Annotated in this window: 27 protein-coding genes; 16 read left to right on the forward strand and 11 right to left on the reverse strand. The window is 66.1% G+C overall.

What is annotated here, in order from left to right:
* Positions 1–36: 36 nt before the first annotated feature.
* Both ABIA30_RS13020 and ABIA30_RS13025 read left to right on the forward strand, forming a co-directional pair.
* Positions 37–480 carry an acetyltransferase gene (locus ABIA30_RS13020; RefSeq protein ID WP_370065872.1) on the forward strand — a complete coding sequence of 148 codons (444 nt, stop codon included), beginning with the start codon at positions 37–39 and terminating at the stop codon, positions 478–480.
* A gap of 159 nt (positions 481–639) precedes the next feature.
* Positions 640–1,038, forward strand: coding sequence for a VOC family protein (locus ABIA30_RS13025; protein WP_370065874.1), 399 nt, complete (start codon positions 640–642; stop codon positions 1,036–1,038).
* Positions 1,039–1,046: 8 nt separating this feature from the next.
* On the opposite strand, the gene ABIA30_RS13030 is transcribed toward ABIA30_RS13025, so the two are convergent.
* The 4 genes from ABIA30_RS13030 to ABIA30_RS13045 all read right to left on the reverse strand — a co-directional run bounded on the left by ABIA30_RS13030 (position 1,047) and on the right by ABIA30_RS13045 (position 4,077).
* Positions 1,047–1,427, reverse strand: coding sequence for a nuclear transport factor 2 family protein (locus ABIA30_RS13030; RefSeq protein WP_370065876.1), 381 nt, complete (start codon positions 1,425–1,427; stop codon positions 1,047–1,049).
* 122 nt (positions 1,428–1,549) lie between these two features.
* Complete coding sequence (locus tag ABIA30_RS13035; protein ID WP_370065878.1) at positions 1,550–2,317, reverse strand: glucose 1-dehydrogenase; 768 nt, start codon at positions 2,315–2,317, stop codon at positions 1,550–1,552.
* Entirely contained in the window at positions 2,314–2,655 is a 342-nt protein-coding gene (locus ABIA30_RS13040) for a carboxymuconolactone decarboxylase family protein (protein WP_370065880.1), read from the reverse strand. The genes ABIA30_RS13035 and ABIA30_RS13040 overlap by 4 nt, the downstream gene beginning before the upstream one ends.
* A gap of 15 nt (positions 2,656–2,670) precedes the next feature.
* Positions 2,671–4,077, reverse strand: a complete 1,407-nt coding sequence (locus ABIA30_RS13045) for an MFS transporter (RefSeq protein ID WP_370065882.1) — start codon at positions 4,075–4,077, stop codon at positions 2,671–2,673.
* Positions 4,078–4,178: 101 nt separating this feature from the next.
* Between ABIA30_RS13045 and ABIA30_RS13050 the strand changes: the two genes are divergently transcribed.
* Genes ABIA30_RS13050 through ABIA30_RS13060 form a run of 3 tightly spaced genes read left to right on the forward strand, consistent with a single transcriptional unit; the run spans position 4,179 to position 5,802 of the window.
* Entirely contained in the window at positions 4,179–5,078 is a 900-nt protein-coding gene (locus ABIA30_RS13050) for a helix-turn-helix transcriptional regulator (RefSeq protein ID WP_370065884.1), read from the forward strand.
* Positions 5,079–5,136: 58 nt separating this feature from the next.
* Positions 5,137–5,556, forward strand: a complete 420-nt coding sequence (locus ABIA30_RS13055; RefSeq protein ID WP_370065886.1) for a cupin domain-containing protein — start codon at positions 5,137–5,139, stop codon at positions 5,554–5,556.
* A 12-nt stretch (positions 5,557–5,568) separates the two neighbouring features.
* Positions 5,569–5,802, forward strand: coding sequence for an aldo/keto reductase (locus ABIA30_RS13060; RefSeq protein ID WP_370065888.1), 234 nt, complete (start codon positions 5,569–5,571; stop codon positions 5,800–5,802).
* Positions 5,803–5,820: 18 nt separating this feature from the next.
* On the opposite strand, the gene ABIA30_RS13065 is transcribed toward ABIA30_RS13060, so the two are convergent.
* The gene (locus ABIA30_RS13065) at positions 5,821–6,399 is read right to left on the reverse strand and encodes a TetR/AcrR family transcriptional regulator (protein ID WP_370065890.1); all 579 of its coding nucleotides are present in this window, start codon (positions 6,397–6,399) and stop codon (positions 5,821–5,823) included.
* Positions 6,400–6,445: 46 nt separating this feature from the next.
* On the opposite strand from ABIA30_RS13065, the gene ABIA30_RS13070 reads away from it, so the two are divergent.
* Positions 6,446–7,297, forward strand: coding sequence for a phytanoyl-CoA dioxygenase family protein (locus ABIA30_RS13070; protein ID WP_370065892.1), 852 nt, complete (start codon positions 6,446–6,448; stop codon positions 7,295–7,297).
* Between the two features lie 63 nt (positions 7,298–7,360).
* Here the strand turns inward: ABIA30_RS13070 and ABIA30_RS13075 are convergent, their stop codons facing one another.
* Entirely contained in the window at positions 7,361–7,591 is a 231-nt protein-coding gene (locus tag ABIA30_RS13075) for a hypothetical protein (protein ID WP_370065894.1), read from the reverse strand.
* Between the two features lie 145 nt (positions 7,592–7,736).
* Complete coding sequence (locus ABIA30_RS13080; RefSeq protein WP_370065896.1) at positions 7,737–8,429, reverse strand: guanylate cyclase; 693 nt, start codon at positions 8,427–8,429, stop codon at positions 7,737–7,739.
* Between the two features lie 26 nt (positions 8,430–8,455).
* Here ABIA30_RS13080 and ABIA30_RS13085 point away from each other — a divergent pair, with 26 nt between their 5' ends.
* Positions 8,456–8,626, forward strand: a complete 171-nt coding sequence (locus ABIA30_RS13085; RefSeq protein ID WP_370065898.1) for a hypothetical protein — start codon at positions 8,456–8,458, stop codon at positions 8,624–8,626.
* Here the strand turns inward: ABIA30_RS13085 and ABIA30_RS13090 are convergent.
* Both ABIA30_RS13090 and ABIA30_RS13095 read right to left on the reverse strand, forming a co-directional pair.
* Positions 8,584–9,378 carry an adenylate/guanylate cyclase domain-containing protein gene (locus ABIA30_RS13090; protein WP_370066316.1) on the reverse strand — a complete coding sequence of 265 codons (795 nt, stop codon included), beginning with the start codon at positions 9,376–9,378 and terminating at the stop codon, positions 8,584–8,586. The genes ABIA30_RS13085 and ABIA30_RS13090 overlap by 43 nt on opposite strands.
* 44 nt (positions 9,379–9,422) lie before the next feature.
* Complete coding sequence (locus ABIA30_RS13095; protein WP_370065900.1) at positions 9,423–10,283, reverse strand: alpha/beta fold hydrolase; 861 nt, start codon at positions 10,281–10,283, stop codon at positions 9,423–9,425.
* A gap of 108 nt (positions 10,284–10,391) precedes the next feature.
* Here ABIA30_RS13095 and ABIA30_RS13100 point away from each other — a divergent pair, with 108 nt between their 5' ends.
* Genes ABIA30_RS13100 through ABIA30_RS13110 form a run of 3 tightly spaced genes read left to right on the forward strand, consistent with a single transcriptional unit; the run spans position 10,392 to position 12,236 of the window.
* A complete protein-coding gene (locus ABIA30_RS13100; protein WP_370065903.1) occupies positions 10,392–11,003 on the forward strand; it encodes a TetR/AcrR family transcriptional regulator in 612 nt (203 codons plus the stop codon).
* Positions 10,996–11,670: an Mce protein gene (locus ABIA30_RS13105; RefSeq protein WP_370065905.1), complete on the forward strand. Its 675-nt coding sequence runs from the start codon at positions 10,996–10,998 to the stop codon at positions 11,668–11,670. The genes ABIA30_RS13100 and ABIA30_RS13105 overlap by 8 nt, the downstream gene beginning before the upstream one ends.
* Complete coding sequence (locus tag ABIA30_RS13110; protein WP_370065907.1) at positions 11,667–12,236, forward strand: hypothetical protein; 570 nt, start codon at positions 11,667–11,669, stop codon at positions 12,234–12,236. The genes ABIA30_RS13105 and ABIA30_RS13110 overlap by 4 nt, the downstream gene beginning before the upstream one ends.
* Here the strand turns inward: ABIA30_RS13110 and ABIA30_RS13115 are convergent.
* Positions 12,224–13,033 carry an SDR family NAD(P)-dependent oxidoreductase gene (locus ABIA30_RS13115; protein WP_370065909.1) on the reverse strand — a complete coding sequence of 270 codons (810 nt, stop codon included), beginning with the start codon at positions 13,031–13,033 and terminating at the stop codon, positions 12,224–12,226. The genes ABIA30_RS13110 and ABIA30_RS13115 overlap by 13 nt on opposite strands.
* A gap of 31 nt (positions 13,034–13,064) precedes the next feature.
* Here ABIA30_RS13115 and ABIA30_RS13120 point away from each other — a divergent pair, with 31 nt between their 5' ends.
* A complete protein-coding gene (locus tag ABIA30_RS13120; protein WP_370066318.1) occupies positions 13,065–14,303 on the forward strand; it encodes a WS/DGAT domain-containing protein in 1,239 nt (412 codons plus the stop codon).
* Here ABIA30_RS13120 and ABIA30_RS13125 read toward each other — a convergent pair whose 3' ends face one another.
* Positions 14,304–14,903: a TetR/AcrR family transcriptional regulator gene (locus tag ABIA30_RS13125; RefSeq protein ID WP_370065911.1), complete on the reverse strand. Its 600-nt coding sequence runs from the start codon at positions 14,901–14,903 to the stop codon at positions 14,304–14,306. It abuts the gene before it with no gap.
* Positions 14,904–14,927: 24 nt separating this feature from the next.
* Between ABIA30_RS13125 and ABIA30_RS13130 the strand changes: the two genes are divergently transcribed.
* From ABIA30_RS13130 to ABIA30_RS13150, 5 genes are all read left to right on the forward strand, one after another.
* Positions 14,928–15,677: an SDR family NAD(P)-dependent oxidoreductase gene (locus ABIA30_RS13130; RefSeq protein ID WP_370065913.1), complete on the forward strand. Its 750-nt coding sequence runs from the start codon at positions 14,928–14,930 to the stop codon at positions 15,675–15,677.
* A gap of 22 nt (positions 15,678–15,699) precedes the next feature.
* Positions 15,700–16,236 (forward strand): DoxX family protein, encoded by a 537-nt coding sequence (locus ABIA30_RS13135; RefSeq protein WP_370065915.1) that lies wholly within the window; start codon positions 15,700–15,702, stop codon positions 16,234–16,236.
* A gap of 89 nt (positions 16,237–16,325) precedes the next feature.
* Positions 16,326–18,047, forward strand: coding sequence for a DUF3556 domain-containing protein (locus ABIA30_RS13140; RefSeq protein WP_370065917.1), 1,722 nt, complete (start codon positions 16,326–16,328; stop codon positions 18,045–18,047).
* Positions 18,048–18,147: 100 nt separating this feature from the next.
* Positions 18,148–19,293 (forward strand): acetyl-CoA C-acyltransferase, encoded by a 1,146-nt coding sequence (locus ABIA30_RS13145; RefSeq protein WP_370065919.1) that lies wholly within the window; start codon positions 18,148–18,150, stop codon positions 19,291–19,293.
* Complete coding sequence (locus ABIA30_RS13150; protein WP_370065921.1) at positions 19,290–20,090, forward strand: enoyl-CoA hydratase-related protein; 801 nt, start codon at positions 19,290–19,292, stop codon at positions 20,088–20,090. The genes ABIA30_RS13145 and ABIA30_RS13150 overlap by 4 nt, the downstream gene beginning before the upstream one ends.
* Positions 20,091–20,095 lie beyond the last annotated feature (5 nt).

Raw genomic sequence — 20,095 nt, forward strand, 5'->3', positions numbered from 1 at the left:
ATTCAACGTCGAGGTCGATATTGGAGGTAGTGCTCAATGTCCGTAGCGCAGTTGCGTGACTGCGTGGGGGAAGCCGAATATCCACGGCTGGTGGCGATTTGGCGCAGTGCGGTCGACGCGACGCACCATTTCCTTACCGATGGCGACCGCTCGGAGATCGAAGGCCAGCTGGCCCAGGTGTACTTCCCGCAGGTTCGCCTGACCGTCGCCGAGATCGGTGGACAGCCCGTCGGCTTTGCCGGTACTGCGGGCGAAAGCTTGGAAATGCTTTTCGTCGATGCCCCGACACGGGGGCACGGTGTCGGCAGCCTGCTGCTCGAACACGTCGTGAGGGTCTGCGGCATCCGGGCGGTCGATGTCAACGAGCAGAACGACCAGGCGGTCGGGTTCTACCTGCGGCACGACTTCGTCGTGTGCAGTCGTAGTGACGTCGATGAGGCGGGCCGGCCCTACCCTCTGTTGCACCTGAAACGCGACTGATTCCGGTAACGAGGATCGATATTGCGTCCTCTCCCAACAACTTCGATCCCAGCCCGTCAACTTTCCTTGACGGTCAACGAAAGTTGACGAGCTGGGATCGGCGGCGCGCCAGCACGTGCGCCGCCCAGCTTGTCGGGGGTGGCGTCTAGTGTGCGCGACATGAAGCTTGTATCTACCCGCATCATCACCGCTGATGTGAAGGGTCTCGTCGCGTTCTACGAGTTGGTCACCGGAGTGGACGCCGTCTGGGCCAATGAACTGTTCGCCGAGATTCCCACTGCGGTCGCCACGTTGGCCATCGGCAGCGACAAGACCGTCGCGATGTTCGGGGCAGGTTCTGCAGAGCCGGCCGCTAACCGCAGCGCCATCATCGAGTTCATCGTGGACGATGTGGACGCTGACTATGAGCGCCTACGAGGGCAGCTCTATTCGGTTGTCACCGAGCCGACCACCATGCCGTGGGGTAACCGGACGCTGTTGTTTCGGGACCCTGACGGCAACTTGGTCAATTTGTTCACTCCGGTCAGCGACGAGGCCCGAGTCAAGTTCGGGGACTAGACCGCCCGTCAGTTCATCTGTTCGACCCACTGGGCGCGGGAAGGTCCCGGTTCGAAACCGTCAGCGAAATACTGTGTTTCCCTGACGATTACGCCGTCTTCGAATTCAGCGATGCTCACCACGTAGTACGGCTGGCTGTCGTAGGTCATGACGAGCTCGCTGATCCACAGGTCGCCGGTACCGACGATCCTGCGCACGGTGAAGCGCTTGGCATTCGGCTGCGCCTCACGCGATGCCTGAATGTTGGCGCGGCTGCGGATTCGTTCACCGGACTGGGGGTATTCGAGGACGGCGTCGGATCGGTAAATACGATGTTCGGCGTCGAAGTCGTTCACGTCGGAGGCCGCCCAGTGTGCTTCGAGTGCGTCGCGCACGTCGCTGTCGGTCATGGCTGCCTTTCTTGATGGGATGCATCAAGTGTCCTGACGTCAGCCTGACTTGGCGGGACGCTTTCGGCAAGACAAGGGTCCCGGCTCGCGGTAGTTGGGGCGCTCGGCTCGATCAAGCAGCGTCAGGCGGCGGTGTAGCCGCCATCGACGGGCAGCGCGACACCGACCACGAAGCTGGCGCCGGGGCTGCACAACCAGAGCACGGCCGTGGCGATCTCTGCTGCGCTGCCGAGACGTCCGATGGGTTGGGCGGCGGCTGCCCAGTCGTGGTCGAGGTTCCCGGACTCGATCATCTGGGTGACCATCGGAGTTTCGATGGTGCCCGGGCAAATGGCGTTGATGCGAATGCCGCGGGGCGCGTATTCCAGTGCGGCGCTACGAGTCAGGCCGATGACGCCGTGTTTGGACGCATGGTAGGCGGCTCGACCGGGCAGTCCGACCAGCCCGCCCAGCGACGAACAGTTGACGATGGCGCCTGAGCCCTGCGCGCGCATCTGCGCCAGCTCATGTTTCATGCTGGCCCACACGCCGCGCAGATTGACGGCGTTGACCCGGTCGAACGCCTCGGCGGTCTCGTCGGCGGCATCGGTCACCGGGGCTTGGACGCCGGCATTGTTGTAGGCCAGGTCCAGGCTGCCGAAGGTCTGCACTGTCGCGCGCACGGCGTGTGCGACCTGGTCCTCGTCGGCCACGTCGCAGCGCACGGCCAGTACCCGGTGTCCGGCGTCGCGCAGCTCGCACTCGGCGGTGCCCAGGTGATCGTCGTTGACGTCGGTAAGCGCCACCGCCGCACCGGCTTCGGCGAAGGCCCGGGCGGTGGCCAGGCCCAAGCCCGAGCCGGCGCCGGTGACGAAGGCGACGCGTCCGGTGAAGTCGTAGGTGGGGTTCACTGCAGCTGTCCATCTGACGGTGCCCCGAAGACCTGCTTGGCTACGCCCATCGCGGACATGGCGCGCGGCCATCCCGCATAGAAGGCGATGTGGGTGATGGCTTCCTTGAGCTCGTCCTCGGTGTTGCCGTTCTGCTTGGCGTAGGCGAGGTGGAAAACGAGTTGCTCGGTGGCGCCCAGAGCGGCCAGCACCGAGACGGTGACCAGGCTACGTTCCTTGGCCGACAGCTCGTCGCGTGGCCAGACCTCGCCGAACAACACGTCGTCGGTGAAATGAACGAAGGCGGGCGCGAATTCGCCGAACACCTGCTGCGCACCGGGTTTCATCTCGTTGCTCATGTCAGTGGGTTCCCTTCAATCGGTGGTGTGGTGCTTCTCGGTGGTAGGCAGAAAAATGGCCAGTGCGGCGGCGACGGCGAGCACCGCGGCAGCGATCAGCAAGCTGGTGTGGGCGCCGCGTACGAATGTGTCGGGGTGGGCGAGCAGGCTGCCGAACACGGCGACGGCGAGTGCGCCACCGACCTGACGGCTGGTGTTGAACACCCCGGACGCCACCCCGGCCTGGTGTTCGGGCACGGCGTCGAGCAGCACGGCGGTGATCGGCGGGGACACAGCCGGGCCGGCCAGGCCGACCAGCGTCATCAGTAGGCTCAGCAGCCACAGCGGTGCCGCCGACGGCAATAGTCCGATCGCAGCGAGGCCGCCGGTCATCAGCGCCAGGCCGCCCACGATCAGCGTCCTGCGCCCGATGCGTTCGCCGATGCGGGCGGAGAACGGGGTCAGCACCGCCCCGATGATCATCATCGGAACGAAGACGAAGCCGGTCTGCAGCGCGGTCAGGCCGCGAATCTGCTGCAAGAAGAGGCTGATGACGAATGGCAGGCCGAAGTAGCCGAACATGAATGCAAAGCCGCCGACCATCGTGATGACCACGGTGCGCGATCTCAACAGCTCCAGCGGCATCATTGGGTGCCGCACCGCCCGCTGCACCCGCAGGAACCCGACCAGCGCAAGCGCGGCGACGCCGAACGCGGTCAGCACCATGGGGCTGGTGACCCCGCGTGCTCCGGCTTCAATGGCGCCGAAGACCAAGGCGCCCATTGCGATCACGATGGCGACCTGCCCGGTCAGATCGAACGGCACGACCCGCGGCTGCGAGGGCTCGATACGGGTAAGCAACAGCAGAGCGATCACACCGACCGGGACGTTGATGAGGAAGATCAGGCGCCAGTCGATCAGGTTGAGCACCCCGCCGAGCACGGGGCCGGACATGGACGCCAGGGCAGCGCCCATTGCCCAGATGCTGACTGCGCGGCCGCGGGCCCTGGGCTCGGGGAAGGCCTGTCGGATCAGCGCCATCGATGACGGCATCATGGCCGCGGCGGCGGAGCCCTGTGCGAACCGGGCGAAGATGAGTACGCCCAGGCTGGGCGCCGCCCCGCAGGCGACCGACGCCAGCACGAACGCAACCATTCCGCCGGCGAAGGCGCGACGCGCGCCGATGCGGTCGCTGAGCGAGCCGGCTGACAGCAGCAGTGCGGCGAACATCAGCGTGTAGCCGTCGACCACCCACTGCAGTCCGGCGATCCCGCCGCCGAATTCGGCCCGGATGGTCGGCAGTGTCACGTTGACCACGACCGCGTCCAGCGTCACGACGAAGAACCCCACGACCGCCGCCGCCAGGGCGAAACGGGCAGGCCGTTCCGTGGCGAGCACCGGCGGCTGATCAGACGCGGTGGAAACGGCATCGGGTGCGGTCATGTCCTCCAGAAAACCCGGGTTCACGCCTGGGCGGGAGGTCGCGTTAACGGGGGTACAAGCTCGCCCTCCCTATCTGCGTTGTCGCTCGTAACGTGGGTCCCGTGGACAACCGCAGCGAGATACGAGACTTCTTGGCGACCCGGCGGGCCAAGCTCACCCCGGAGCAGGTCGGGTTGCCGACCAGTGGCCGTCGGCGAGTGCCTGGGCTGCGTCGTGAAGAGGTCGCCGTGCTCGCCGGCGTCAGCACCGACTGGTACATCCGGCTAGAGAAGGGCCACATCAGCGGGGTCTCCGACGACGTCCTCGACGCCGTCGCCCGTGCCCTGCGACTGTCCGACGTCGAACGCGATCACCTGTTCAACCTGGCTCGCGCCGCCAAGCCGACCCGCACCCCACGTACCCGCGCCAAGACGCCGGTCCCGGCCAGCCTGCAGCGGGTGCTGGACTCGATGAGCGGCACCGCCGCGTTCGTTCGCAACGGGAGGCTCGACATCCTGGCCAGCAATCAACTCGCCCGCGCGCTCTACGCCCCGGTGCTCGACCAACCTGCGCACCGCGGCAACATCGCGCGCTTCGATTTCCTGGACCCGCGCGCGGCGGACTACTACGTGGATCATGACGGCGCCTTGGCGATCGTCGTCGCGCTGTTGCGCACCGAGGCCGGCCGCGCCCCGCATGACAAGGATCTCACCGAACTCATCGGCGAGCTCGCCACCCGCAGCGAGGCCTTCCGCACCCGATGGGGTGCCCACGACGTGCGCACCCACCGCGGTGGCGTTAAGAAGTTCAACCATCCTGTCGTAGGCCATCTCGAACTCGCTTACGACTCAATGGAACTCGTCGCCTCCGACGGGCTGGTGGTCACCACCTACACTGCCGAACCCGGCACCGCCTCGGCCGACGCACTCAGCCTGCTCGCGTCCTGGGCCGCCACCGAGGCAGCTCCCGCGGGCCCGACCGCGACGCGGGCCGAGACCAACCCGACTGCGACCGCGGACTGACGTCCGAGTCGCGAAAAACCTTGCACCGAAACAAATCGCGTCTCTCGAGGAGTGCATCATGGAACTGACCACGCCCAGCCGCACGGCCAAGGGGCCCGACGCGCTCTTCACCGGGGATGTCTACGTCAACCCGATCAAACAGAAGGCCGAACCGTCCCGGCTGATTGCCAGCATCGTGCGATTCACCCCCGGCGCGCGCACCAACTGGCACTTCCACGCACTGGGCCAGACGCTGTTCTGTACTGACGGCGCCGGGCTGGTGGTGTCCCGGGACGGTACCGTCATCCGGCTCACCCCGGGCGACACCGTCTGGACCCCGCCCGGAGAGGAGCATTGGCATGGCGCCGGCGTCGACTGCATGATGTGTCACGTCGCGATGCTCGAGGGGCTTGAGGACGGCGACGGCACCACGTGGCTCGAACCAGTCACCGACGAGCAGTACGCCGCGGCCAACCAGGCCGCCTCAGCTCAGGTCTGAGCGGGGATTCTCATGCACGAACGTACTCTCGGTGCGGGCCTTGGTGTTTCAGCAATCGGGCTGGGCGCGATGGGCATGTCACAAGGCTATGGACCCAACCCCGGCGACCGTGACGCCATGATTACAGTGCTACGCAGCGCTGTGGACCAAGGCATCACCTTCTTCGACACGGCCGAGGTGTACGGGATCGCGGAGAATGTCGGCGCCACCGGGCTCGCCCTTTCCGGCGTCGCCACAGCGCGGTAGACCAAGCGCCGATCCGGATTACGCGATGCCGAGTGCGGCCGCCGTGAGGTGCCAGAGTCGCTCGGCCGCTTGATCTGGATCGGTGCGTGGCGTCTCCCGGAGTTGTTGGGCGATGCCGTGCCGCAATCCGCCGATGATGAATGCGCTGGCGCTCGCGGCGTCGATATCACCCGGCAGCTGGCCCAGTTCTTGTCCGCGACGGATGTTTTCGGCCGCGAACTCGCTCATCGTGTGCAGATGGACGGCCTCCAGTTCCGCGAGCTCGGGGTCCAGTGCGGCGCGGCCGAGCAGGACGGGAGCCAGGGGATCGTCGAAGTGATACGCGACGAAGCGGCGGGTGCGGTCGTGTTCGCGGATGCCCCAGTCCGCATCGGCGGGCAAATGTGCGTCGGCGATGGCATGCCGTAGCCCGTCATAGAAGCCGTCATATACCGCGGCGAGCAGCCCGGCCTTGGAGCCGAAGTGGTGGTAGAGCGCACCGGTGCTCAGTTGTGCGCGGCGGGTGAGTGCACCGAGTTCGAGAACTCCGTTGCCACGCACCAATTCATCGCGTGCGGCGGTGAGAAGTTGTTGACGCCCGATCGGGGCCCGTGCCATAGTCCAAACATAACAGAACTCAGTTATGTTTTCGTTGGGAGTGGCCATGAGCACTGAGGTGTCATTGCTGGCGGATCTGAACGGCGATCTGGCGGGGACGTATCGCCGGACCGCGAGCAGCGGCGCGATCGTCGATCCTGCGGTGGTGGATGCGGACCTGGACGCGATGAGCCGGGACGGGTACGTCGTCCTGCCGGATCTGCTCACGCCCGCGCAGCTCGACGCGATCCGCGAAGCGGTTGATCCGCTGTTGAATCTGCACGGCCGCAACGGATTTGAGGGGCGATCGACCCAGCGGATCTATAGCGTGCTGAACAAGACCGCTGCCTGCGACCTGATCGCCGACCATCCGCGGGTCCTGGCGCTGCTCGACCGGATGTTCCTGCCGAACTACCTGCTGTCGATGCTTCAGGTGATCAACATCCTGCCGGGTGAGCAGGCCCAGATGCTGCACACCGACGACGGCTTCTACCCGTTGCCGCGCCCCCGGGCCGCGCTCGGGGCCGCGACCATTTGGGCGATCGACGATTTCACCGCTGACAACGGAGCCACCGACGTCGTGCCGGGCAGTCATCAATGGGGTGATCAGATGCCGGTGGACGCCGAGCGTGAACCTGTCGTGATGCGCGCCGGCTCCTGCGTATTCTTCCCGGGCACCCTGTGGCACGGCGGTGGCGCGAACCGCTCCGACCGCCCGCGACTAGCCGTGACGGCCCAGTACTGCGAGCCCTGGTTGCGGCCGCAGGAGGCGTTCACGCTGTCGATGACCCGAGACACCGTGCGTCGGGTTTCGGAAGACATTCGCCGCATGCTCGGCTACAGCATCCACCCGCCGTTCATCGGGCAGGTCGACGGCATGCACCCGAAACGGCTGTTGGATCAGGGCGATCCAACGTGAGCTTGGGTGCGAAAAATCGGCTGAATGTCGAACACAAGCTCACGTTCGACGGCAAGCAATAGGTCAGAACGGGACGTCGAAGCCGCCGGCCGAACCGTCGGTCTCGTCGTGGTCGTCCGAGTGCCAACCGAAGCTGCTGGGGTCGCGGTGCAGCGCCGACGAATTCGCGCCGGTGTTGCCGCCGGACGGCACTCCGGGATCGGTGTCGGCGCTGGCCAGTGGGGCCAAGGCAATCGCTCCTCCGGCAGCGGCGATGGCCAGCCACGGTGCAACGAGCGCGATCTTTGTCCGCATGAAATCTCCTCAAGCCAGGTGCCCCCTTTGATTCGGGGCGTACCTAAACCTTGACTTTTTCCCAGGCTGGTGTCGTCGCAGCTGACACCCAAACGTCGACTGCGGACAACCCCACGTTCACTGGGGGATAGCCGCCAGGTGCGGCTCAGGCCAGGACAGCGATCTCCTCGCCCAACCGGTAACCGGGCGCCAGTGGCAGTGAGTCGCCACTCCAGAACTTGCCGGGATCGAAGTAGTTCTCCCGCTTCTCGGTGCGGAGTAACCCCATCTCCTCCATGGAGATGGCTACCGTCTCCGCGCAGTACGCCGTCTCCAGCCCCGCGGCCCGGCGGCGGGACTTGTCGTGCTCGGCAGACTCGCGAACCTTGCTGTGTACCAAGGGAATTCCACGCGTAAAGTCACTGACGACGGGCAGCCGGCCGCGGAACCAGCGACCGGTCAACCGGGCCGTGGTCGGAAAGGCCGTGCCGTCCATCCGGGCCACCACCTTGAGCAGTCGGTCCTCCTGCTCCCGGGTGGCGTACGGCGTCAGTTGCCGCAGCCAGCAGCGCTGTCCGTAGGTGTACACCCAGCGCTCGACGGCCTGCCGCAGGTCGTTCAACTGCACCCCGCGGTGGTGGCCGCCACTCCACAGGCACTCGAGTTTGTCGCCCAGCTCGGCGTGCCAGATCAGTGGTGGGAGGTCGTCGATGGCGACCGTCATGCCGACATGATTCACCGGCGCATTGGTCAGAGTCTGGATGGCGCGGTCGGGACCGGAGGCGCCGCGGAACAGCCAGATGTCGCCGGTGCGAGTCTCGGACAGGGCCCGCTCCAGGGTGACAGCACTAGCGTCCATGGCCGCAGCTTAGACAGAATCAGCGCATGCGTGGCATATGGAAGTGGGTTGGCTTGGCGGGTGTCGCCGGCGTGGTGGCCGGTGGCGTACTGGTCGCGCGTGATCAGCGCAAGCGCAATTCTTATACGGCCGACGATATCCGGGCCCGGTTGCATCAGCGGCTCGGCGAATCCAGCGGTGGCACCTCGACGGCATAAAGCCGATAGCTGCCGGCGAAACCCTTCAGCTCCACATCACGCCCGTCGTCGAACTCGAAGTCCGTGGCCACGGCGTCTCGGACCGCGTCGCTGACCAACACCTCACCGCCGCTGGCTTGACTGGCCACCCGTGCGGCCATCGCCACATTGCGGCCGAACAGGTCGTCGCCGCGGCGCACCGATTTGCCGGTGTGGATGCCGATGCGGACCCGAATCCCGCCCGGCCGTTTGGCCAATTGCTGCTGAATGTCGATACTGCAGCGCACCGCCTGCGCCGGCTCGGCGAACGCGACCATGAATCCATCGCCCTGGCTTTTCACGACATAGCCGGACTGCTTCTTGACGCACCGGCCGACCAACTTGTCGTGGTGGTCGATCAGTCGCACCCAGGCCCGGTCGCCGATCCGCTCATTGAGTGCCGTGGAGCCCTCGATGTCGGAGAACAGGATCGCCACCCGCCCGGTCGGTGCCAGCGTCGCCAGATCCGGACGTTCGACCTCGGCCCAGCCGGCCAACTCTTCGATCGAAGATCGCACTGCGCCGCCGAAGCCTTCTCGGTTGATGAGGTTGGCGGTCTGCCACACCGTCTTGACCGCGGCCCGCCCGCCGGCCAGCAGCAGGTTGGTTCGCGATTCCGACGGCGTGTGTAATTGCTCGATCTCACGCTGGACGGCCCGCAGCCGCGACCGCGTCACCTTCAGTGCGATGCCCTCGACCGTTACCAGCACCACCAGCACACCGATGACGATCATGGACACGGTTGGGCTCACGGCTCAAGTATCGAGTCTGCGCAGCGTCACTGATTGACGAACTGCACCACGGCGTCGGTGAAGGCGTCGTTGTCGTCACCGGCAGCAGTGTGCCCGGCGCCGGTCAGTTCGACGAACTGGGCGTGCGGCACCTTCTGCAGAAAGTCCTGCACTCCTTCGGCGCTGACCACGTCGGACAGCTTGCCGCGGATCAGCAGGATGGGGATCTGCAGGTTCATCACGGCCTGCTCCAGCAGCTCGGTCCGGGCGAACGGGTCATCGCCGGGTGCGGTCATGAAGGCCGGGTCCCAGTGCCAGTACCAGCGGCCGTCGACCAGCCGCAGGTTCTTCTTCAGCCCTTCCGGCGTGCGTGGCTTGGGGCGGTGCGGCAGATAGGCCGCGACGGCGTCGGCCGCCGCGTCCAGCGAGTCGAAGCCCTCGACGTTGGTCATCATGAAATCCCGGACGCGTGAGCTGCCGCTCTTCTCGTAGCGCGGCACCACGTCCACCAGCACCAGCTTGCTCACCCGCTCGGAGCCGGCCTCATGGGCGACGAGCATGCCGGTGAGCCCGCCCATGCTGGCCCCGACCAGGGCGACCGGGCGCCCGATCTGGTAGATCACCTGCAGGGCGTCCTCGCAGAGCGTCTCCAGTGCGTAGTTCGCAGTGGGGGAGCGGTCACTGTCACCGTGCCCGCGGCTGTCCATGGCGATGACGTGAAATCCGTTGTCGGCCAAAATCTGGCCGGTGTTCTTCCACGAGTGCCGGTTCTGTCCGCCGCCGTGCAACATCAAGATGGTGGGCTTGTCACCGGTGTCGGCATCGCGGTTCCACTCGTCGGCAACCAACTCCAGCTCGTCCACACCGCGGAACCGAACGGTCTGAGGAAGTCGGGTTTCTACGCTCACAGGAATCCTCTCGTCGACGTCGTTGTCGGCTTCGCCTCACGTTACCGATCTGCATCAACCGGCCCGACTGCACCCCGTATGCACCATCGGTCTCTAGAATCGGCCGACGTGCAGGCCGAGACGCCGGTAGGTGATGACCGCGACTGCTTGATCGATGCTGCCTTCTACTGCCTATCGCATCCGGAACTGGGCCCGGCGTCGATCGCGGCGATGCTTGCCCGTGCCGGGGTGTCGGCCCGGGTGTTCTACCGGTACTTCGTCTCCAAGGACGAACTGTTCCTCGCCATGCTGACGCAGGAGAACAACGCACTGGTCGGTCGGCTCGATGACATCGCTGCGGATACCGCGGTCGCGCCCGCCGTTGCTCTCGAATCCTGGATCATCGAGATGTTCGAGCGTGTCGAAGATCCGGTCCGTGCCCGGCGATCCGCGGTGTTGATGACCGACGAAGTCCGCGCGGCTCGCGGATACCGCGAGTTTCGCTGCCATGCTGATAGCGCACGGCATCGTTCGTTGGTCCAGATCCTGACCCGGGGGCGTCAGGACAAGTCTTTTCCGGTTACCGATCCGGCCGCCGACGCAGTGTCGATCGATGCGGTGTGCGATCACGCGGTGTCCAATCTGATTGCACGGAACACGGGGAAGCCTGGGTTCGGTGTAGCCCATGTGGTGGGTTTTGCGTTGCGCTCACTGGGCGCGGTGAGGAGCAGTGGTGGCTGACGAAGGCGGCGGCGACAAGCACGGAAGGCACCGGCTGCCCGACGATTCGGAGGTGCCCTCGAGTGCGGTCGAGGAATCCGAGACAGTCGCTGACGAAGCTGAAACCGAAACCGAAGTCGAGGAGTCGGAAGCCGAAATTGAAGCGCCCGCCGTCCGGCCGGTGACAACCAAAGTGAGCCTGCTGGATCCGCGTGATCGGGTGGCGCTGATCATCGGCGTGGTGGCGGTGGTCGTATTGGGGGCGCTGGCCGGTTGGGTCGGCTATCGGGCCTACCACGAACATCAAACTCAGCCGCCCCGGGAGCTGTTCCTGGAGGCCGGGCGGCGCGGGGCGCAGAGCTTGACCACCATCGACTACAACCAGGTGGACGCCGACGTGAAGCGGGTGCTGGATACCGCGACCGGCACCTTCTACGACGACTTCAACAGGCGCGCAGCATCTTTCACCGACGTGGTCAAGCAACTCAAATCAAAGTCGACCGGCACCATCACCGAAGCCGCAGTGGAATCGACATCCGGTGACACCGCCAAGGTCTTGGTCGCGGTCACGGTGAACACCGAGGTGGCGGACGGCCCGCCGCAGCCGGTCCGGGCCTTCCGGATGCGGTTGACGGTGCAGAAGGTGGGGGCCGACGCCAAGGTGTCGAATGTGGAGTTCGTGCAATGAACGAGTCCAGCAAGCCTGAAACCGACTCGGCGACAACTGAACCCGCTGTCGGTCGGACCCCGGTCCGGGTGGTCATCGACAGCGGTAAGTGGGTCAGGCGGCTGGCCTACGGTGTGCTGCCGTTGCTGGCCGTGCTGTTCGCCACGGCGTCCGTGTTGGTGGCCGTTGTATACCTCTACGTCCCGCACCGGGATGAAACCGCCCGCACCGAATCGGTGCAGGCGGCCACCGACGGCACGGCGAAGTTGTTGACCTATCAGCCGGAGACGGTTCGTCAGCAACTCACGGACGCGCGCGCGTTGACCACCGGGGCATTTCGCAACGAGTACACCCAGATGACCCAGGGGGTCATCGTGGGCGCTGAGCAGAACCACATCTCGGCAGTGACCACCGTGCCCGCGGCGGCGTCGGTGTCGGCCGGCTCTGACCATGCGATCGTGCTGGTGTTCATCGATCAGACTGTGACGGTCGGCGATCAACCCCCGACCCACACGCCGACCAGCGTGCGGGTGACCCTTGACCGCGAAGGCGGCAAGTGGCTGATCTCCGAGTTTCAGACGATCTGATTCTTCAGGGCCGGATGGCTGCGGGCCAGGATCGGCAGCAGCAGCCGGCGGGGCAGCAGGTAATTCGCCCAGGACCCGATCCGGTTGGCCGTCCCCGGCACGATCACCGAACGTCCGGCGGCCAGTCCGTCGACGGCGATCTTGGCCACCGCCGCCGCGTCGAGCCACATGATTTTCGGCAGCATCGCTTCCGCGGCCTCGTCGGGAATGCCTGCCGTTTCGCCGAATCCGGTCTTCACCGGGCCGGGACACAAGCTCGCGGCGCCCACCCCGGTACCGCGTAACTCCTCGCCGAGCGCGTGGGTGTACGACAGCACGAAAGCTTTGGCCGCACCGTATGAGGCCTGGCCCGGCACTGGGCCGAAGGCGCCCACAGAGGCCACGTTGAGCACGGCGCCACGGCCGCGGGTGACCATGCCGGGGGTGAAGCGGCAGCACAGGTCCACCAGCGCCGCGACGTTGACCTCGATCAGGTTCAACTCGGCTGCCGGGTCGGCTTCGGCGACGCGTCCGGACGTACCCAGCCCCGCGTTGTTCACCAGGATGTCAGCGTGTAGGCCGAGTGCGGCCAGTCGCTCGGGCAGCAGGGCCCGCTCCTCGGGTTCGGACAGGTCGGCCGGCAAGGGGCGGACCCTTGGGCCCAGTTCATCGGCCAATGCGGTCAATTTGTCTGCGCTGCGGGCGACGAGCACCAATTGATAACCGCGCCCGGCGAATTCGCGGGCGAGTTGTTCTCCGATTCCCGACGAGGCGCCGGTCACGATGACGGCCCCGCTGCTGCTTGGCGGTGGAAGCACGTCGAGAGCCTAACCTGGTCCGGTGGCCGGACTGACCGCTATCGATGCGCAGACGTATTGGATGTCCGCGAAGATCCCCAGCGACCAGTTCCTGCTGTACGCGTTCGGTGGCGTACCGGGCGATCTGGGTGCCGCACTGGATACGGTGCGGCTGCGAGCCCTGGCCACGCCCGAGTTGTTGCTGCGGGTGGCCGAGGGCGATGCCTGGACGTACCCCGAGTGGGTGCACCGCGCCGTCGACGAAACTTCGCTCGTCATCCGCGAGGGGAGTACCTGGGCGGTCTGCCTGGACGCGGTCGGTGCGCTGGCCGCTGATCAACTCGATCTTCGGCACCGCAGCTGGCGTCTGCACCTCTACATCGGGGTGGACGGGATTCCTGGTGCCGATGGCCCGGGAACCGTGGCGGTGCTCCAGATCTCGCACGCGCTGGGTGATGGGATTCGATCGTCGGCGTTGGCGGCCAGGTTGTTCGGGCGCGACGCGCCGGTCCCCGCCGCGGTGCCGCGCCGGTGGGGTCCGTGGATGTTGCCTTATCTGGCGGCGAGGGCGTCGTCGGCACATCGCGACCTGGTTCGCGCGACTGCTGCGGGAGTCGTTGCACCACCGCAGAATTCGTGGCCGGCGCAAACGACGAACGAACGTCCGGCGGGACCGCTGCGGCTGTGTACCGTCGTGCGACGAAGGTCGCAGCTGACCGGGCCGACGATCACGGTGGCGGTCTTGGCCGCAGTCGCGGAGGCGCTGGCGGCCGAACTGCAGGTTGCGGATCTGGGGGCCGAGATACCGATGGCGAAGCCCGGAATTCGCCACGCCAACAACCACTTCGGCAATGTCAGCGCGGGTCTGTACCCGCAGCTGCCGTTCGACGAACGGGTTCGGCGGATTACCGCGGATCTGGCTGCCCGGCGGCAGCGGATGGAGCATCCCGCGCTGGCCGCGGGCGATGCGGCCTTCGCCGCCACCCCGGCACCATTGTTGCGTTGGGGGATATCGCATTTCGATCCGGACGCGCGGTCGTCGACGGTGGCGGGCAACACCGTGGTGTCCAGCGTCAACCGCGGGGCGGCCGATTTGTGCTTCGCTGGCCACCCGGTGCTGTTGACGGCCGGCTATCCGGCGTTGTCTCCGATGATGGGCCTGACTCATGGGGTGCACGGGATCGGTGACACCGTCGCGATCAGTGTGCATGCGGCGGTCTCGGCGGTGCCGGATATGGACGCGTATGTGCACCGCCTGGCGACCGCTCTGGACGGACGGCGCCCGAGGTGATCAGTCGCGCAGAGCCGCGATCCCCACGTCCAGTGCGGATTCCAGATAACTGATGTCGCCGGTGGACAACAGCACGGCGACGCCGCCCTGGATGCCGGCAAGCAACGCCGATGCCGCGCGGTCGGCGTCGATGCGGGCGTCGATCTTCTGCTGGCGCTGCATGTCCCGGATGCCGTCGGCGATTTCGGTGCGCCAGGTGCCGATCAGCGTGGCGGTGACGGCCTGTGCGCCCGGGGTGGTGCGGCCGATCTCAGACATCAGCAGGCTCATCGGGCAGTTCTGACCCTGCCTGCGGTAGTGCTCGACCACCGCGTCGCGCCAGCGCTGCCAGGCGGCCCACGAGGTCAGTGCGCCCAGATGGGGCTGCTGGTCGGCGAGTACCTGCTCGGCTTCGTGGGTGGCGACCGCGAGCAGGAGTTGCTCTTTGCCCTCGGGGAAGTAGTGGAACAGCTGGCTTTTGGAGGTTCCGGTCGCGACGCGGATGTCATCGAGTGTGGTCGTGGCCACGCCGCGCGCCCGGATCTCGGCCGCCGCACCCTCGATGATCCGCCGCCGGGTGGCGACGCCCTTGGACGTCAATTTTTGGACTTGCAGGTCCATTTTTATCGGCCTACATATGGACTCATGAGTCCAAACGATACGCGGCTGCAGGGCCGCAGAGCACTGGTCACCGGCTCCACCGGAGGTCTTGGTGTCGCCATCGCCCAGAGGCTGGCCGCACAGGGCGCCCATGTCATCGTCACCGGTCGCGACACCAAGCGCGGTGCGGCGGTCGTCGCAGCCATCCAAGACGCCGGCGGGGTGGCCGAGTTCGTCGCGGCCGACCTGGCCGACGGCGCTGCCGGGGTTTCCCGACTGGTCTCCGCTGCCGGGGCAGTCGACGTCCTGGTCAACAATGCCGCCAGCTGGTCCATGCCGGCACCCACCGCCGACATTTCCGAAGCGGTGCTGCTGGCGTCGTATCGAACCAACGTGGTGGCACCGTTCCTGCTCACCGGCGCACTGGCGCCGGCGATGGCCGCACGCGGCAGTGGCGCGCTGGTCAACATCGGATCGATCACCGGATTCATCGGCGGGGATCAGTCAGCGCTGTACAGCTCGACCAAGGCTGCCGTGCACTCGCTCACCAAATCGTGGGCGGCTGAATACGGACCGTCGGGCGTTCGGGTCAACGCCGTTGCGCCGGGGCCGATCGCCACCGAGCGCGTTCTGGAGATGGCCGACCATCTGGCGCCAGTGTTGGCGCGGATCCCGTCGCGCCGGATGAGCACTCCGGCCGAAGTCGCGTCCGCAGTGGCGTTTCTGGCCTCCGACGACGCTGCCAACGTCCACGGAGCGATACTTTCTGTCGACGGGGGCTGGGCAGCGACTTAACAAATGGCCTAGATTTTGTTGCGTGCACCAATACCACGCCGCCCACTCGGCATTCGACTTCTCGATCCTGCTGTTGCGGGTCGTCCTCGGTCTGACCATGGCCGCGCACGGTTACAACAAGTTCTTCGGCGGCGGCCGGATCCCAGGCACCGCCGCCTGGTTCGACAGCATCGGCATGAAGCCGGGCATGCTGCACGCACGCCTGGCCGCATCGACGGAGATTCTGGCCGGCCTGGGGTTGGCGCTCGGCCTGTTGACTCCGATCCCGGCGGCCGGATTCGTCGCGCTGATGCTGGTCGCGGCGTGGACTGTGCACCGGGCCAACGGGTTCTTCATCGTCAAGTCAGGGTGGGAGTACAACCTGATCCTGGCGGTCGCCGCCGTCGCGATCGCGGGCACCGGCGCCGGGCGGTACAGCCTGGACTGCTTGCTGTTCCACCGCACGTGCTTCATGCACGACCTGCACGGCTGGTGCGGCCTGGCGATTGCGGTCGTTCTGGGTCTCGCGGGCGGTATCGGTCAGCTGCTGATCTTCTACCGTCCGCCCGCGAAGTCCTAGCGTGATTTCGGCGCGCTGGTCAGGTCCGGCAATACGTAGCGCCCCCAAAATCGCGCAACGAAGTTAGAACACGTTCTAGTGTGACCGGTATGGGCTTTCTCAAACAGGACGTTCCGGTCATCGACCTGGACGAGTGGAGCAAGGGCACCCGCGCACAGAAGATCATCCCGATGGCTCGGCACTGGGCCGAGGTGGGATTCGGCACCCCGGTTGCCCTGCATCTGTTCTACGTGGTCAAGATCGGTCTCTACGTCCTGGGTGGCTGGCTTATTGCGCTGTCCACCAGCGGCATTGACGGATTCACGAACGTCGCCCAGTGGTACACCGAGCCGATCGTCTTCGAGAAGGTCGTCCTCTACACCATGCTGTTCGAGGTGGTCGGTCTCGGCTGCGGGTTCGGCCCGCTGAACAACCGATTCTTCCCGCCGCTCGGCTCCATCCTGTACTGGCTGCGCCCGAAGACCATTCGTCTGCCACCGTGGCCGGGCCGCGTCCCGCTGACCCGTGGCGATGCCCGTGGACCGGTCGACGTACTGCTGTACGGCGCGCTGTTGGTGCTGCTGCTTGTCGCACTCTGCTCCGACGGCACCGGCCCGGTGCTCCCCGGCGCTCAGGTCGGAGTGCTGCCGATGTGGCAGATCTGGGCCGTCCTCGGTGTCCTGGCGTTGGCGGGCTTGCGTGACAAGGTGATCTTCCTGGCCGCTCGCGGCGAGGTTTACGGGTCGTTCACCGTCGCCTTCCTGTTCGCCGGCTACGGGGTCGACCTGATCATCGCGGCCAAGCTGGTCTGCATGGTGATCTGGCTCGGTGCGGCGACCTCAAAGCTCAACCGGCACTTCCCGTTTGTCATCTCGACGATGATGAGCAACAACCCGGTGTTGCGGCCCAAGTTCATCAAGCGGGCGTTCTTCGAACATTTCCCGGACGACCTGCGCCCCGGCCGTCCGTCCCGGCTGATGGCCCACTTCAGCACTGCCATCGAGGGCCTGGTGCCGCTCGCGCTCTTCTTCAGCCACGGCGGCTGGCCGACCTACGTCGCCGCGTTCGTGATGCTGTGTTTCCATTTCGGCATCCTGTCCGCCATCCCGATGGGCGTGCCGCTGGAGTGGAACGTCTTCATGATGTTCTGCGTGGTGACGCTGTTCGTCGGACACGCACCCATCGGCCTGGGTGACCTCACCTCGCCGTGGCCGGTGGTTCTGTTCGCCGTCGTCGCCGGCACTGTCGTGATCGGAAACCTGTTCCCGCGCAAGGTTTCTTTCCTGCCCGGCATGCGGTATTACGCCGGCAACTGGGACACCTCGCTGTGGTGCATCAAGCCGTCGGCCGACGCGAAGATCGCCAAGGGCGTCGTCGCTATCGCCAGCATGCCCGCCGCGCAACTGGAGAAGTTCTACGGCAGCAAGGAAGCCGCGCAGATCCCCATGTACATGGGATACGCCTTCCGTGCCTTCAACACTCACGGCCGGGCGTTGTTCACCTTGGCGCATCGGGCGATGGCCGGCCACAACGAAGACGACTACACCCTGACCGACGGCGAGCGGATCGTCTCGACCGCTATCGGATGGAATTTCGGCGACGGTCACATGTCCAACGAACAGCTGGTCGCGGCCCTGCAAGCGCGCTGTCATTTCGAACCCGGTGAGGTCCGGATCGTCATGCTCGATGCGCAGCCCATTCACCGGCAGACCCAGCGATACCGCTTGGTCGACGCCGCGACCGGCGAGTTCGAAAGCGGTTATGTGCAGGTCAACGACATGGTTACGCGCCAGCCGTGGGCGGACGACTTGCCGGTCCATGGGGTGAAGTGACCTCTACCAACCAGTAGGTTGACCTGGTTAACTAACTGTTCTACCTTCGGATGGACGCCGCGTCTGGCGCGAGCAACCCAGAAGTCGAAGGAGATTTCGCATGGCTGAAGCTGTCATCGTCGAGGCGGTACGGTCGCCGATCGGAAAGCGCAACGGCGCCCTTTCCGGTGTCCACCCGTCAGAGCTGTCGGCCCAGGTGCTGAACGGACTGGTGCAGCGCGTTGGTGTCGATCCCGCACTCGTCGACGATGTGATCTGGGGTTGCGTCATGCAGGCCGGTGAGCAGGCCCTCGACATCGCCCGCACCGCGGTGCTGACCGCCGGGTGGCCCGAGACCATTCCCGGGGTGACCGTCGACCGGCAGTGCGGTTCCAGCCAGCAGTCGGTGCACTTCGCCGCTGCCGGTGTGGTTGCCGGCCACTACGACGTCGTGATCGCCGGTGGTGTCGAGTCGATGTCGCGGACCCCGATGGGTGCGTCGTTGGCGGGCGGTGGCCACCCCTATCCAGAGGCTTTCCGCGCTCGCTACACCCAGACCCCGAACCAGGGCGTCGGCGCAGAGATGATGGCCGAGAAGTGGAACCTGTCCCGCACCGAGCTCGACGAGTTCTCCCTGCGGTCACATGAAAAGGCAGCTGCGGCACAGGATTCCGGTGCCTTCAAGGACCAGATCGTCGGGATCAAGGACCAGGATGGCAACGCGGTCACCGAGGACGGCGGGATTCGCCGCGGAGGCTCGGTGGAATCGATGGCCGGCATCAAGCCCGCCTTCAAGGAGGACGGCGTCATCCACGCCGGCAACTCCTCGCAGATCTCCGACGGCTCGGGCGCTCTGCTGTTCATGTCCGCAGAGAAGGCACAGTCGTTGGGGCTCAAGCCCCTTGCCCGCGTGCACACCGCGGTGCTGGCCGGCGCAGACCCGGTGATGATGCTTTCGGCGCCCATCCCGGCGACCCAGAAGGCGCTGGCGCGCTCCGGTCTGAGCGTCGACGACATCGGCGTGTTCGAGGTCAACGAGGCCTTTGCCCCGGTTCCGATGGCGTGGCTCAAGGAGATCGGCGCCGACGAGAAAAAGCTGAACCCCAACGGAGGCGCCATCGCACTCGGTCACCCGCTCGGCGGCTCCGGCGCCCGCATCATGACCACCATGCTGTACCACATGCGGGACAACGGAATTCGCTACGGGCTGCAGACCATGTGTGAGGGTGGCGGCCAGGCCAACGCGACCATCCTGGAGCTGTTGTGACCTCTGTTGCCACTGAGCCCGGCGCTCTTACCGAGCGTCGGGGCAACGTCCTGCTGATCACGATCAACCGGCCCGATGCCCGCAACGCGGTCAACATGGCGGTCAGCGTCGGTGTCGGTGACGCCCTGCAGGCCGCCCAGGACGACCCGGACATCCGCGCCGTGGTCCTGACCGGTTCGGGGGACAAGTCCTTCTGCGCAGGTGCCGACCTGAAGGCAATCTCCCGCGGCGAGAACCTCTTTCACCCGGACCACCCGGAGTGGGGCTTCGCCGGATACGTGCGGCACTTCATCGACAAGCCGACCATCGCCGCGGTCAACGGCACCGCCCTCGGCGGCGGCACCGAACTGGCGCTGGCCAGTGACCTCGTGATCGCCGAAGAAGGCGCGAAATTCGGTCTGCCCGAGGTGAAACGTGGACTGATCGCCGGCGCGGGCGGGGTGTTCCGCATCGTCGATCAACTGCCGCGCAAAGTGGCGCTGCAGATGCTGTTCACCGGCGAGCCCATGAGTTCGGCCGACGCGCTGCGCTGGGGCCTGATCAACGACGTGGTGCCCGACGGCACCGTCGTCGATGCGGCGCTGGCCCTGGCGGAGCGGATCACCGGCAATGCCCCGCTGGCTGTACAGGCCAGCAAGCGCGTCGCCTACGGTGCGGTTGACAACGTGGTGCAGGCCGACGAGCCATTCTGGAAGCAGACCTTCGGCGAGTTCTCCACCCTGCTCAAGACCGAGGACGCCCAAGAAGGACCACTGGCGTTCGCCCAGAAGCGTGAGCCCGTCTGGAAAGCCCGATAGGAAGC

Source organism: Mycobacterium sp. MAA66 (genome assembly GCF_041261665.1).
In the GTDB taxonomy this organism is placed as follows: domain Bacteria; phylum Actinomycetota; class Actinomycetes; order Mycobacteriales; family Mycobacteriaceae; genus Mycobacterium.